The organism is Sulfoacidibacillus thermotolerans, assembly GCF_003144315.1.
In the GTDB taxonomy this organism is placed as follows: Bacteria; Bacillota; Bacilli; order Alicyclobacillales; family SLC66; genus Sulfoacidibacillus; species Sulfoacidibacillus thermotolerans.
Genome location: NZ_MPDK01000005.1, coordinates 89,255 through 102,807 on the forward strand (window position 1 = coordinate 89,255; position 13,553 = coordinate 102,807).

Below are 13,553 nucleotides of genomic sequence, written 5' to 3' on the forward strand. Positions count from 1 at the left end.
TGGACAAATTGTGGAGGGAAATCGATGGCTTTAACGCAAGAACGCAAAACAGAAATTATTCAAGCTTTTGCAGTTCACGAGGGGGATACTGGGTCTCCAGAAGTGCAAGTAGCACTTCTCACTGAGCGCATCAATTACTTGAATGAACACTTCCGTACGCACAAGAAAGATCATCATTCTCGTCGCGGACTCTTTAAGATGGTTTACAAGCGTGCTCATTTGTTGAGATATTTGCGTGAAAACGACATTAATCGTTATCGCGCGCTCATTACGCGGCTTGGACTTCGTCACTAGAAGCTCTGGAGGAGCGGGACCATCCCGCTTCTCCTTTGCTTCTTGCGGTCGACTGTCGCAGGGGCGCGCTGAAGATACATAGGCAGGATGAGTGATTTGAGAGGGGGTTATCTGATGATCTATCGACATACGATCTCGCTCGGTGGGAGACCATTGACCTTTGAAACGGGACGACTAGCTAAACAAGCCAATGGCGCTGTCCTTGTACAATATGGTGAAACGGTTGTTCTTGCCACGGTGACAGCATCGAAGGAACCATCGTCACTGGATTTTTTTCCACTCACTGTGAATTATGAAGAGCGACTTTACGCAGTGGGGAAAATCCCTGGTGGCTTTATAAAAAGAGAGGGCCGTCCGAGCGAAAAAGCGATTCTAGCGAGTCGTTTAATCGATCGTCCGATTCGTCCGCTTTTTGCGGATGGCTTTCGCAATGATGTACAAGTTGTTGTCATGGTACTTTCTGTCGATCAAGATTGTGCTCCTGAGATTGCAGGGATGATCGGGGTATCGGCGGCTTTAACAGTGTCTGACGTTCCGTTTAACGGTCCGATTGCAGGGGTTGTGGTAGGGCGCGTGGATGGTCAGTTTATCATTAATCCAACGGCGGCGCAGGCGGAAAAAAGTGACTTGCATTTAGTTGTGGCCGGAACGCGCGATGCGATTATGATGGTTGAGGCGGGCGCAAAGGAAATTCCTGAAGAACAAATGCTCGAAGCGATCATGTTTGGCCATGAAGAGATTCAACGTGTCATAGAAGGAATTGACGCGTTTGCAAGAGAAGCAGCAAAGCCCAAGATGGCAGTGACTTTGCACAAAGTGGATGAAGCGATTGCAACCACGGTGCGCGCATATGCGACTGAAAAATTGCGCGAAGCAACTTATACGGCTGAGAAGCACAGTCGACAAGAAGCGATTGACGCTGTTGTAAAGGAAACGCAAGAAGCGCTTGCGGAACAGTTTCCTGACCAAACAGCTGCAATTGCGGAAGTTTTACACGATATTGTCAAAGAGATTGTACGACAAGCGATCGTGGTTGACGGACTGCGTCCAGATGGACGAGCTCTAGATGAAATTCGTCCGATATCGGTAGAAGCGGGTGTTTTGCCGCGAACGCATGGATCTGGCCTGTTTACGCGTGGACAAACACAGGCGTTGTCTGTTTGTACGCTTGGTGCGTTAGGTGACGTGCAGATTCTTGATGGGCTTGGGATGGAAGAAAGTAAACGATTTATGCATCACTATAACTTCCCACCGTTTTCAACAGGTGAAGCGCGTCCACTGCGTCCGCCAAGTCGGCGTGACATTGGACATGGGGCACTTGGTGAACGAGCAATTGAACCGATTATCCCATCTGAAGATGTGTTTCCCTATACAATCCGACTCGTGTCTGAAGTTCTTGAATCCAATGGTTCTTCTTCTCAAGCTTCGATTTGCGCTTCCGTTTTGGCATTGATGGATGCGGGAGTTCCAATTAAGGCACCCGTTGCCGGTGTTGCAATGGGACTTGTCAAAGAAGGCAATAACGTTGCTGTTTTGACAGATATACAAGGAATGGAAGACCATCTTGGCGATATGGATTTTAAGGTAGCCGGGACTGCCGATGGGGTTACCGCGCTACAGATGGATATAAAAATCGGTGGCATCGATCGCAGTATATTGCAGACGGCGCTTGAAAAAGCGCATGCGGGCCGGATGTTTATTCTCGATAAAATGCTATCGGTGATTCATCAACCACGCAGTGAATTGTCTAAATTTGCTCCACGCATTCTCACAATGCGTATCAATCCTGATAAAATCCGCGAAGTGATTGGACCAGGTGGACGAGTAATCAATAAGATTATTGAAGATACGGGTGTCAAAATCGACATTGAACAAGATGGTCGAATTTTTATTTCGGCGACAGATGTTGATGCAGGAGAACGTGCAAAAAGTATCATCGAGGGCATTGTGCGCGATGTTGAAGTAGGGCAGACGTATATAGGAAAAGTGACACGTGTAGAAAGTTATGGTGCGTTTGTTGAAATTTTGCCAGGTAAAGAAGGGCTTGTTCACGTCTCTCAATTGGCTGCTGATCGCGTCAAAAAGTCAGAGGACGTCGTAAAAGTTGGCGATTCACTCAAGGTGAAAGTGACAGAAATTGATGGACAAGGTCGAATCAATCTCTCTCATCGAGAAGTATTACGCGATGAGGGCGTTGTACTTGTCGATTTGCCACCGCGCCCAGAGGGAGAAAAACGTTCGAATATCCGCGCAGGCGATCACAATCGTCCAGGTGAACGCAGGGGGAATTCGTCAGGTTCCACGCGTGGGCGTGGGTCAGACGAGCGTAAAGCTCCTGGAAATCCCGTTTAATGTTTGTTGTAATGTGATCCTTCAGGCAGCCTCATTGGCTGCTTTTTGTATTATTTAGGTGGACAAAGGCATATCCTGTCCATGAAGGAATGGGCATTGCACATTGGATGCCAGACCTTTTTTGAACTGGACAGGAGGAAAGACGATGGCGAGGAATCAGAAGAAACATGTGATGATCTTTTCGCGTGATACGGCGATCATTGCGGTGTGCATTGTCTGTGCACTGGTGGCGGCGCAATTTCAACCGAGTAAAAGTTCAGTGGAGGGGGTTTTGCCTGCATTGTCAAAAGCGGTCGCACAAAGCGTCGAGGGTGGGACCGGGCAGCAATATGAACTGCGAGAAGTATTAGCAAAAATCGCACAATATTACAATGCAGAACCGATCAATCCGCGTGTGGATTCTGTATGGAAGTTAATACCAGGACTAAACGGCGTGCGATTAGATATTCCCGCGACGCTCGCCGCAGCAAAACAAAATTCCGCGCAAATACCACTCATTTTTCAGCAAATCCCCCCTTCTATCTCCCTAAATGACTATGTTGCAGAACCTATTTATCGTGGAAATCCACAAAAACGACAAATGGCTCTCATGATTAATGTGGCTTGGGGAACTGAATATATCCCACAGATTCTTTCTATTCTTCGACAAAATGGAGTTCGGGCAACTTTTTTCTTGGATGGATCGTGGGCGAAAAAAAATCCTGAAGTGGCAAAATCGATCGTTCTTGCAGGAATGGAAATTGGAAGTCATGCTTACAATCACCCCATGATGAGTCGTTTGTCGCGCGAGCAGATGATCAATCAATTGACGAAAACGAATGAGGCAATTTTTCATGCAACTGGGCAACACATCACGTTATTTGCCCCCCCTGCAGGGGACTTTAATAATTTAGTTGTGCAGGTGGCTGCAGGAATGAAAATGAAGACAATTTTATGGACCCTAGATACGATTGATTGGAGAAAGCCAAGTCCCACTGTGATTGTCTCACGTATTGTGAAAAGACGTACACCTGGTGCTCTCGTTCTCATGCATCCAACAGAGCCTACTGTGCAAGCTTTGCCAGAGATGATTCGCTCCTTAAAACAGGATGGTTATCAGTTAGTTACAGTATCCGAATTGTTAAGTTCTGTCCGTCCTGTTCCAAAAACATTGGCAGAGGCGCAGGTTGCCTTGAGTAAATCAGGGAAACTCTAAAATGAGAACGCCAAAAGAGAATTTGAGTTTAGAAAATGTAATCTGCTATAGTTATGGTTGCGAATAAATGGTTGGCGCTTACTTAGTGAGGAGGCTTCCCTTGATTTTTCGACACACATTGAGAAATGGCCTGCGTGTGGTGATAGAGGAAATTCCCTTTGTACGCTCAGTGAGTATGGGAATTTGGGTGGGGACAGGATCACGTGATGAACCTGTCCAGTGGTCTGGTATCTCGCATTTTTTGGAACACATGTTTTTTAAAGGGACCCATAAGCATTCTGCTCGCCAATTGGCGGAAGTCTTCGACCAGATCGGAGGGGAAGTCAATGCGTATACCACGAAAGAATATACTTGTTATCATGCAAAAGTATTAGATGAGCATGCGACATTAGCGATTGAAACACTTGCCGAGATGTTGTTTGATTCTGTATTTGACAGCAATGAGATAGAGCGTGAAAAAGAGGTTGTTGTAGAAGAAATTAAAATGTATGAGGATGATCCTGAGGAAATCGTTCATGATTTGATTGTTGAGCAGTCGTTTCAGGCACATCCATTAAGCATGAACATTCTTGGCAACGAAAGTACCTTGCGTTCTTTTGGACAACAAGATTTATTGGAATATATCAAGATGCGCTATGCTCCAGAAAATATGGTCATCGCGATCTCTGGTCACATCGATGCACAAGCCATGTTAGAAACTGTCGAGAGACTATTTCATCCATTATCCACTTCTCTACAGACACTAGTCGACGGCGATGCGCAATTTTGTCCAGGAAATCTGTTTCGTCCAAAAGATGTTGAGCAGACGCATGTCTGTCTCGCGATGCCGGGAGTTGCTTATGATGCAAAGGAAAGTGACGCTCTGCTCTTGTTAAATAATATTCTTGGCGCGAGTTCTAGTTCGCGTCTTTTTCAAGAAATTAGAGAAGAACGCGGGATGGCATATAATGTGTTTTCTTACCATAGCGCATTTCGCGATACGGGTTTACTTACGATCTATTTTGGTGCTTCACCGACAAAAGCGCAAAGTGTGCTCGACTTAGTATTAAAACAATTGAATCACTTTATCAGAAATGGGGTACAGAAAAACGAGCTAGAAAAAGCCAAAAATCAATTAAAAGGTTCTTTATTATTGAGTTTGGAAAGCACATTGAATCGGATGAATCGATTAGGAAAAAACGAACTGTTGTTAAGGCGGCAGGTCGAGGTTGAGCAAGTGATTGCGGATCTTGACACGATATCCGTAGATATGTTGAATCAAATCAGCAAAAATGTACTTTCGGGTCCCTATTCTATTGTAGCGCTAGGACCTAAAGAGTATCCTGTTGCTCTTTCGCAGTAAAGGAGATCGCGCAATGAGAAGATTTGAATGGGTTCCGTCTATTGACTCTACGGGATTGCAATTGCCAAAAAGGCAGACAGCACACGCAGCAGGATACGATCTATTTACGATTTCTGATGTGATCCTCTCACCTCGACAAGTAGTGCTTGTACCTACGGGTGTGCGAGTTCGCCTGCAGCCAGATGAGTGTTTACTCGTCTATGCACGGAGTAGTCTAGCGTTAAAGTACCAACTGATGCTAGCAAATGGCGTTGGTGTAATTGATGCCGATTACTATGCCAATGCAGCAAATGCAGGTCACATCTTTGTACCTCTGGTAAACATCGGAGAACAGGAAGTTGAACTCCATCGGGGAGAGCGAATTGCACAAGGCGTTTTTACTAAATTTTTACTGGTCGATGAGGATTCATCGTCGGATAGAGAATCTGAAGCGCGCATTGGCGGATTTGGATCCACGGATGCACGTAGTTCCTTTTCACCTCGCTGAGCCCCTGCGCATACGATGTTTTATGCGCGGTAGGCTTCTGTCTATTTATCCCGTGCCTTGTATTTTTCTTGGCTAGGCGTAAAATGAGGTGAAAGGGGTACCCGGAATGATGTTGACGGGGATCAAGATGGCGTTTATCGGAGGTGACGCGCGCATCATTGAAGTCGTTCGCTATATGAGCGATTTGGATGCGTCGACGTATCTGTTCGGTTTTGATCGTTTGTCGCTTTCGTTTCCTGATATGCATAAAGTGGAGCTATCCCCCGCAGCACTTGCAGACTTTGACGTGATTGTACTGCCGATTGCGGGGATGGACGACGAAGGACGAGTGGACGCTGCGTTTTCAGACGCACCGCTGCGGTTGTCGGACGAACATTTTGCGGCTATTTCAAAGAAAGCGCCGGTGTTTTCTGGGATTGCACGGCCTGCGTTACAGACGTTGGCGCATAAACATGGCCTCAATTTGATTCGCCTCATGGAACTCGATGAGGTTGCAATTTTAAACTCGATTCCAACGGCAGAGGGAGCCATCGCGATGGCGATGGAGCGAACAGAGATTACACTTCACGGGTCTACTTGTGCTGTTTTGGGCCTTGGTCGTTGTGGTTTGACACTTGCGCGTATGCTGTCTGGAATTGGGGCAAACGTGAGAGTATTTGCTCGTAAACCAGCAGAGCTAGCGCGGATTTATGAGATGGGACTGCGACCTTATGGTCTTTCTCAACTTGTTGATGCGATCGCGGATGCCGATGTCATCTTTAACACGATTCCCGCACCAATTCTGACTGCGGACGTCTTAGCCCACGTTCCTCGTTCTTGTGTGATTATTGATATCGCCTCGATACCAGGAGGAACAGATTTTCGCTATGCAGAGAAGCGCGGGATAAATGCAGTATTGGCACCTAGCCTACCAGGAATTGTCGCGCCAAAAACGGCAGGGCGGATTATCGCACAAACGATTGTGCAGATGATACAAACTCCCTTGAACGCTCCTGGAGGTATGTAAGCGATGGACATTAGCGGAAAGACAATAGGGTTTGCTGTGACAGGTTCGCATTGTACGTATGCAGAAGTTTTTCCGGAGATTGAGCGGTTTGTACAAGCGGGAGCACGTGTGATCCCCATTTTTTCAAATACAGTACTTGCAGTGGCTACACGTTTTGGTGAGGCTGGCGAGTGGGCAGCGCGCATTGAACAAGTTACGGGTGAAAAACCTATCGCTACTTTGCCTGATGCAGAGCCGCTAGGACCTACAAAATTACTTGATGCACTCGTGATTGCGCCCTGTACAGGGAGTACACTCAGCCGTTTAGCCAATGCGCAGACAGATTCTCCTGTGCTAATGGCTGCTAAAGCTACGATGCGCAACGATCGTCCGATTGTGATCGCGATCTCAACAAACGATGGACTTGGGTTAAATGCAGTAAATTTGGCTCGATTGTTGGCATCAAAAAATATGTACTTTGTTCCATTTGGTCAAGATGATCCATTTAAAAAAATGAATTCGTTGGTTGCAAAGATGGATTTGATCATGCCTACGGTTGCTGCGGCCCTTGAAAAGAAGCAGTATCAACCTATGCTGATTGAACGCTATCAGTATGCTCAGTAAATAGCATCTTTATACAGACGGATGCTTGCGACGCAACGGGTGTGAAAGGGATGAGATGTAGTGAAGCGAGATGTGCACGTTGCGGTGGTTGGCGCCACTGGAGCAGTTGGTCAGGCGATGATCGATACGCTTTTGCGGCGCGAGTTTCCGTTTGCCTCTTTAAAATTGCTTGCGTCTGCGCGCTCTGCAGGAACTGTGATTGATGTGCGCGGAGAATCAATTCCTGTTTTAGAAGCGACGCCAGAAGCGTTTGAAGGAGTTGATATTGCCTTATTTAGCGCAGGTGGGGATGTTTCTTTGCGTTTAGCACCTGAGGCTGTAAAACGTGGGGCGTTGGTGATTGACAATACGAGTGCGTATCGAATGGCACCAGAAGTTCCCTTAGTGGTTCCGGAAGTCAATGCGCATGAAATTTTCAATCATCATGGAATTATCGCCAATCCAAATTGCTCCACGATTCAAATGATGGTCGCCCTCTACCCTATTTATCAAGTATATGGCATCCGTCGCATTGTCGTTTCGACTTATCAAGCTGCGTCTGGGGCTGGGCAACGGGCGATCGAAGAGTTAAAGCAGACGGCAGCGGCCATTTTGACTGGGGAAAGTCCTACAGCAAGTGTGCTGCCAGTGTCAAAGTTGGAAAAGCACTATCCACTTGCTTTTAATGTATTGCCGCAGATAGACGTGTTTGAAGCCAATGGCTACACCAAAGAAGAAATGAAAATGGTCAATGAGACGCATAAGATTCTGGCAGATTCAAGGATTCAAGTGACGCCAACGGCGGTTCGAGTACCTGTGGTATATGGTCATTCAGAAGCTGTTTACGTAGAGACAGAAAAACCTTTTGTATTGGAAGATGTGAAGAATTTGTTGGCAAATTCACCTGGACTGATTTTACAAGATGATCCGGCGAATCAGATCTATCCACAACCGCTGCAGGCGGCAGGAGAATTTCCTGTGTTTGTTGGACGTGTGCGCAAAGATCTGTTTGTCGAAAATGGCCTTTCTCTCTGGGTTGTTGCTGACAATATTCTGAAAGGCGCTGCGCTCAATGCAGTTCAAATCGCTGAGATTTGGGTTCGGCAGGAAGGTGTTTTGTAATGAAAGTGATTGTTCAAAAATTTGGAGGAACATCTGTCTCCAGCCGGCCTATGCGTGAAAAAGCAATCATGCATATTGAAGCTGCCATGCAAGAAGGGTATTCTGTCGTCGTTGTCGTATCTGCGATGGGGCGTATTGGCGAACCTTACGCGACAGATACTCTGCTGAATTTAATTGCGAGTGAGGACATTGTTTCGGCGCGTGATCAAGATCTTCTGATGTCATGTGGCGAGACGATTTCAGCAGTCATTTTTGGTGCGATGTTGCGGGGACGCGGCCACGAAGTCACTGTGTTAACAGGTGGGCAGGCAGGCATCGCGACGACCTCGGACTTTGGTAATGCGCGTATTGCAAAGATCGATCCGGAACGCATTATGAAAGAATTAGAACAAAATCGCATTGTCGTTGTCACGGGATTTCAAGGAATGACACGCGAGGGAGAGACGACGACACTTGGACGCGGAGGTAGTGATACATCGGCAACAGCGCTAGGGGTAGCATTAGATGCAGAATTTGTCGATATTTTCACGGATGTGGATGGCATTATGACCGCAGATCCCAACATTGTTCAAGATGCTCGCCGTTTAACGCATTTAACTTACACAGAAATTGCAAATTTTGCTTCTCAAGGTGCTAAAGTCATTCATCCGCGGGCTGTGGAACTTGCTATGCAAAAGAATATCCCAATTCGCGTGCGCAGCACGGAATCCAATGATCCAGGAACACTTGTGACAAGTGGCGTGCATTTTCTTGAAGCACGCCCTGCCAATGATAAAATTTTGACAGGTGTGACGCATAGTAAAAATTTAACACAAATTAAAGTGCGGTCTCACGCTGCACAAACAGGATTCCAAAATCTTGTTTTCCGCTCTATGGCTGAGAATGGAATTTCTGTAGACTTTTTTAATGTTACACCTGAAGAAGTAGTCTATACAGTTCCAAATACTCATGTAAAACAGGCGGTTGCTGCACTCCATGCACTTGATCTAGAGGTGCAGACAATCCCGAATGTCGCCAAAGTAGCTGCAGTTGGAGCGGGTATTCATGGAGTGCCAGGCGTCATGGCACGGATTGTGGAAGCTCTGACGGAAGAAAAAATCGAAATTTTACAATCCGCGGATTCGAACACGACGATTTGGTGTCTTGTTCATGAAAACGACATGGTCAAGGCGCTGCGAGCTATTCACGATAAGTTCAATCTATAAATCAAACCACAGAGGAGGGGTTCTGATGTTTGGTCAGTTGGTGACAGCGATGGTAACACCATTTGATGATTCGCTGGAACTCGCTTTAGATCGTCTCCCCAAATTGATCGATCATCTGATTGCCACAGGTACGACAGGGCTCGTTGTAAGTGGGACGACCGGTGAGTCGGCAACCCTAACGCATCGTGAGAAACTGACTCTTTTTGAGGAAACGGTTCGTCATGTCAATGGCCGTATTCCTGTCATTGCAGGGACAGGGGGAAACAATACTGCTGAAGCAATCGCATTTACAAAAGAAGTTGATCAATTACATGTCGATGCTTTCTTGCTGGTTGCCCCATATTACAATAAGCCCTCTCAAGAAGGGCTTTATCAACACTTTAAAAGTGTGGCGCAGGTGACGGATAAACCGATCATCGTATACAACATTCCTGGCCGCACATCTGTAAATATTACACCTGAGACCATTATTCGTCTTGCAGAGATTGATAATATTGTCGCAGTAAAAGAATCGTCTGGGGACTTTACGCAAATTTCTCGAATTATTGGAGAGACCCCAGAGGATTTTTATGTGTATAGTGGCGATGACAAATTTACGCTCCCCATTTTAGCACTCGGCGGACACGGGGTTGTCAGTGTGGCATCACATGTAGTTGGAGATCCGATGAGTGCGATGTTGCACGCTTTTTTTGACGGTGATCTAAATGAGGCGCGACGGTTGCATCATCGTCTTATGCCACTTTTTGAAGGTCTGTTTAAAACGTCTAATCCAGTACTCGTAAAGGCAGCACTTGAGATGCTAAATGTTCGTGTAGGGTCTGTTCGCCTTCCACTTGTGGCAGCGACTCCTGAAGAATTGCGGGAATTGCGGCGAACCTTAGGGACATTGCTGGATTTGACGATTGTTCATTAGTGGGCTGTAAAAATGATGCAGGGCATTCTTGAGATCATACTGGCAGGTCATGTATAATCGGACTACCAGACGAGTGCGGTTAGAAATGCCCTGCTTTTGTTGATGGTGAAAGAATTTGGTGGAGGTGTACCGTTGAGTAAGAACTTTACAAACAAATTGTCGATTATTCCGCTTGGCGGATTAGGGGAAATCGGCAAGAATATGACAGCCTACGTTTACGGCAACGATATGATTGTCGTGGATGCAGGGTTAAAATTTCCAGAAGAAGAGATGCTAGGAGTCGATATCGTCATTCCTGACATCACCTTTTTAGTTGAAAATAAGCATAAATTCCGGGGACTTTTTCTCACTCATGCGCATGAAGATCATATTGGAGGGTTGCCTTACGTCTTAAAAACGCTTCAAGTACCCGTCTATGGAACACGGCTTACCCTTGGTCTCGTGGAAGCGAAACTGCGTGAACATGGCATTCTAGAACAGACAAAACTCATTCCCATTACCAACCAAAGTGAAATTAAATTAGGCCATTTTAAGGTTTCTTGTTTTTATGTCAATCACAGTATCCCGGACTCAGTTGGTTTTGCGATTGACACACCAGAGGGTCTCGTCGTACAAACGGGTGACTTTAAATTTGATCAAACGCCTGTGGATGGTCGACATGCTGATTATGCGAAAATGACTGCACTTGGCGAGCGCGGTGTGCTTGCACTTTTATCAGATAGTACAAACGCTGAGCGACCTGGCTTTACGATGTCCGAGCGGACTGTAGGCGCGACGATTGATGAAGTGTTTAGAAATGCACAAGGTCGTGTTATTCTCTCGACATTTGCTTCGAACATTCATCGTTTACAACAAGTGATCTATGCGGCAGAGCGATCTTCGCGTAAAGTGGCCGTAATCGGACGCAGTATGGTGAATAATATTGCGATTGCCCGCGATCTAGGTTATTTGCAAGTCCAGCCAACAACATTGATTGAGCCAGATGACATTTCTCGCTATGAGGCGCGCGAAGTAGCATTATTGACGACCGGCTCACAAGGGGAACCGATGTCTGCCCTAACTCGGATGGCGCGTGCAGCTCATCGCAAAGTAGAGATTTATCCAGGTGACACGGTGATTATTGCGTCTTCACCGATCCCGGGTAATGAAAAGTCCATTTCGCGGACCATTGATCAGTTGTTCCGTATTGGCGCACATGTGATTTATCAATCCGTATCAGGTGTTCATGTGTCGGGTCACGGAAGTCAGGAAGAGTTAAAATTAATGTTAAATTTTATTCGTCCAAAGTACTTCGTTCCTGTGCATGGTGAGTTTCGTATGCAAAATCGCCATGCAGAACTCGCACGTGCGACAGGGGTTGAACCGAACAATATCTTTATCATGGACAACGGCGATACGCTTGAATTTCAAGGGGGCGTTGCGCGCTTAGGTGGCAAAGTGCAAGCAGGAGCGGTAATGATTGACGGTCTTGGTGTGGGTGACGTTGGAAACATCGTGTTGCGTGATCGCAAACTTTTGTCGCAAGATGGAATTTTAGTCGTCGTGGTCACGTTGTCAAAACAGACAGGTACAATTTTGTCAGGTCCAGACATCATTTCGCGTGGATTTGTCTATGTGCGCGAGTCCGAAGAACTACTTGATGAAGCGAATCGGATTGTATCTTCAACACTGCAAAAACTTGCTACAGACAATATCAATGACTGGAATGGGTTGAAGACGGGGGTAAGAGATGCCTTGTCGCGTTATTTATATGAACAAACGAGGCGTCGACCCATGGTGTTGCCGATTATTATGGAAGCGTAAATGCCTTTAACCGCATAGATGCCATGCAGTGCGACATACTAGCAGCGAGACTGATGAGGAGTGACGCACATGAGTCATGGCAAAGAACCTTTTATTAGCGGACAAGCAGTTGCGCAGACAAACCCGAATCCAGGGATGCCGGAGTCTGTGCCGATGGGACAAGAACAACCGAGCGTCGCTGAAAATATTGAAAAACTGGGGCAGACGAGTCCGATAACTGATGAATCCAATGTCTATTGTTTAACAATCGTCGGTCAAATCGAAGGACATCTCGTTTTGCCCCCGCAAAACAAGACGACAAAGTATGAACACATTATTCCACAACTGGTTGCCGCTGAACAAAGTGAACGAATTGAAGGCGTTTTGATCATTTTGAACACAGTGGGTGGAGATGTTGAGGCGGGACTTGCGATTGCAGAAATGATCGCCTCCTTGTCAAAACCAACGGTTACACTAGTCCTTGGGGGCGGGCATTCGATTGGAGTGCCAATTGCCGTAGCGAGTAATTACTCATTTATTGCGGAGAGTGCCACGATGACGATTCATCCTATCCGCTTAAATGGATTAGTAATTGGAGTGCCGCAGAGTTTTGAATATCTAGAAAAGATGCAGGAGCGCGTTACACGATTTATCACTGCACACTCTCGTATTAGCGAAGAAACGTTAAAACAATTGATGTTGACAACTGGAGAATTGGCTCGCGATATTGGAACAACTGTAGTAGGTCGCGATGCGGTTGATTATGGGCTCATTGATGAAATTGGTGGATTAGGCCAAGCCATGCGAAAAATGTATGAACTGATTGCGCGTGATCGAGAGACGAGACCGCGGGGTGTACTGCAATGATCCTATGGTCCGTAATTCCAATTGAAACGGTGCTTGACGGATATGATGATCCTACACGTCAGCCGAAGTTACAAACGATTGAGTTTGGTGGTGCTACGCTCGTCGTCGAATGGTTGGGGTACGGACAAATGCGTATTCACCGCCTCATCTCACCGCGCCCAGCTGATTATTTGCGGGCAGATTGGGCTCCAGGACAAATTGTAGACTTAACGGAATTATTTGGACAAAAATAAACGAATTAAGAATTGTTGGATTGAAAATTTCTAATTTCGTATGGACCTCATAGACGGAGCCCGTGTGAGGTCCGTTTTTATGTGAAAGAAGCAGGATATCCTAGAAGTAAAACAGAATTAATGACTGATAGGTAGCAGGTTTGATTGTGGAATTATTTTGGAGGCTTTTGTTG

At 46.2% G+C, this 13,553-nt stretch carries 13 protein-coding genes; all 13 read left to right on the plus strand.

What is annotated here, in order from left to right; all coding sequences use genetic code 11:
• The first annotated feature begins 24 nt into the window (after positions 1-24).
• Positions 25-294, plus strand: a complete 270-nt coding sequence (rpsO, locus tag BM613_RS04690) for a 30S ribosomal protein S15 (RefSeq protein WP_109430016.1) — start codon at positions 25-27, stop codon at positions 292-294.
• A gap of 114 nt (positions 295-408) precedes the next feature.
• Positions 409-2,646 carry a polyribonucleotide nucleotidyltransferase gene (locus BM613_RS04695; protein WP_109430017.1) on the plus strand — a complete coding sequence of 746 codons (2,238 nt, stop codon included), beginning with the start codon at positions 409-411 and terminating at the stop codon, positions 2,644-2,646.
• A 145-nt stretch (positions 2,647-2,791) separates the two neighbouring features.
• Positions 2,792-3,841, plus strand: coding sequence for a polysaccharide deacetylase family protein (locus BM613_RS04700; RefSeq protein ID WP_109430018.1), 1,050 nt, complete (start codon positions 2,792-2,794; stop codon positions 3,839-3,841).
• A gap of 100 nt (positions 3,842-3,941) precedes the next feature.
• Entirely contained in the window at positions 3,942-5,183 is a 1,242-nt protein-coding gene (locus tag BM613_RS04705; RefSeq protein WP_245926241.1) for a M16 family metallopeptidase, read from the plus strand.
• Positions 5,184-5,196: 13 nt separating this feature from the next.
• Positions 5,197-5,670: a dUTP diphosphatase gene (dut, locus tag BM613_RS04710; protein WP_109430020.1), complete on the plus strand. Its 474-nt coding sequence runs from the start codon at positions 5,197-5,199 to the stop codon at positions 5,668-5,670.
• 109 nt (positions 5,671-5,779) lie between these two features.
• Complete coding sequence (gene dpsA / locus BM613_RS04715; protein WP_109430060.1) at positions 5,780-6,676, plus strand: dipicolinate synthase subunit DpsA; 897 nt, start codon at positions 5,780-5,782, stop codon at positions 6,674-6,676.
• Between the two features lie 3 nt (positions 6,677-6,679).
• Positions 6,680-7,279 carry a dipicolinate synthase subunit B gene (locus tag BM613_RS04720; protein ID WP_109430021.1) on the plus strand — a complete coding sequence of 200 codons (600 nt, stop codon included), beginning with the start codon at positions 6,680-6,682 and terminating at the stop codon, positions 7,277-7,279.
• Positions 7,280-7,339: 60 nt separating this feature from the next.
• Positions 7,340-8,380: an aspartate-semialdehyde dehydrogenase gene (locus tag BM613_RS04725; protein WP_109430022.1), complete on the plus strand. Its 1,041-nt coding sequence runs from the start codon at positions 7,340-7,342 to the stop codon at positions 8,378-8,380.
• The gene (dapG, locus tag BM613_RS04730; protein ID WP_109430023.1) at positions 8,380-9,585 is read left to right on the plus strand and encodes an aspartate kinase; all 1,206 of its coding nucleotides are present in this window, start codon (positions 8,380-8,382) and stop codon (positions 9,583-9,585) included. Before BM613_RS04725 ends, dapG begins: the two co-directional genes overlap by 1 nt.
• A gap of 25 nt (positions 9,586-9,610) precedes the next feature.
• Positions 9,611-10,498 (plus strand): 4-hydroxy-tetrahydrodipicolinate synthase, encoded by an 888-nt coding sequence (gene dapA / locus BM613_RS04735; RefSeq protein WP_245926242.1) that lies wholly within the window; start codon positions 9,611-9,613, stop codon positions 10,496-10,498.
• 102 nt (positions 10,499-10,600) lie between these two features.
• A complete protein-coding gene (locus BM613_RS04740; RefSeq protein WP_109430025.1) occupies positions 10,601-12,301 on the plus strand; it encodes a ribonuclease J in 1,701 nt (566 codons plus the stop codon).
• Between the two features lie 69 nt (positions 12,302-12,370).
• On the plus strand, positions 12,371-13,147 hold the full coding sequence (locus tag BM613_RS04745; RefSeq protein WP_425450685.1) for a ClpP family protease: 777 nt from the start codon (positions 12,371-12,373) through the stop codon (positions 13,145-13,147).
• A complete protein-coding gene (locus BM613_RS04750) occupies positions 13,144-13,380 on the plus strand; it encodes a YlzJ-like family protein (RefSeq protein WP_109430026.1) in 237 nt (78 codons plus the stop codon). The genes BM613_RS04745 and BM613_RS04750 overlap by 4 nt, the downstream gene beginning before the upstream one ends.
• The last annotated feature ends 173 nt before the right edge of the window (positions 13,381-13,553 follow it).

What these genes read in the sequence shown, in the direction of transcription:
- BM613_RS04720 (WP_109430021.1), top strand. Translation starts at nt 6,680, where the DNA reads ATGGACATTAGCGGAAAGACAATAGGGTTTGCTGTGACAGGTTCGCAT.
- dut (WP_109430020.1), top strand. Translation starts at nt 5,197, where the DNA reads ATGAGAAGATTTGAATGGGTTCCGTCTATTGACTCTACGGGATTGCAA.
- dapA (WP_245926242.1), top strand. Translation starts at nt 9,611, where the DNA reads ATGTTTGGTCAGTTGGTGACAGCGATGGTAACACCATTTGATGATTCG.
- BM613_RS04740 (WP_109430025.1), top strand. Translation starts at nt 10,601, where the DNA reads ATGGTGAAAGAATTTGGTGGAGGTGTACCGTTGAGTAAGAACTTTACA.
- dapG (WP_109430023.1), top strand. Translation starts at nt 8,380, where the DNA reads ATGAAAGTGATTGTTCAAAAATTTGGAGGAACATCTGTCTCCAGCCGG.
- BM613_RS04695 (WP_109430017.1), top strand. Translation starts at nt 409, where the DNA reads ATGATCTATCGACATACGATCTCGCTCGGTGGGAGACCATTGACCTTT.
- BM613_RS04700 (WP_109430018.1), top strand. Translation starts at nt 2,792, where the DNA reads ATGGCGAGGAATCAGAAGAAACATGTGATGATCTTTTCGCGTGATACG.
- BM613_RS04750 (WP_109430026.1), top strand. Translation starts at nt 13,144, where the DNA reads ATGATCCTATGGTCCGTAATTCCAATTGAAACGGTGCTTGACGGATAT.
- dpsA (WP_109430060.1), top strand. Translation starts at nt 5,780, where the DNA reads ATGTTGACGGGGATCAAGATGGCGTTTATCGGAGGTGACGCGCGCATC.
- BM613_RS04745 (WP_425450685.1), top strand. Translation starts at nt 12,371, where the DNA reads ATGAGTCATGGCAAAGAACCTTTTATTAGCGGACAAGCAGTTGCGCAG.
- rpsO (WP_109430016.1), top strand. Translation starts at nt 25, where the DNA reads ATGGCTTTAACGCAAGAACGCAAAACAGAAATTATTCAAGCTTTTGCA.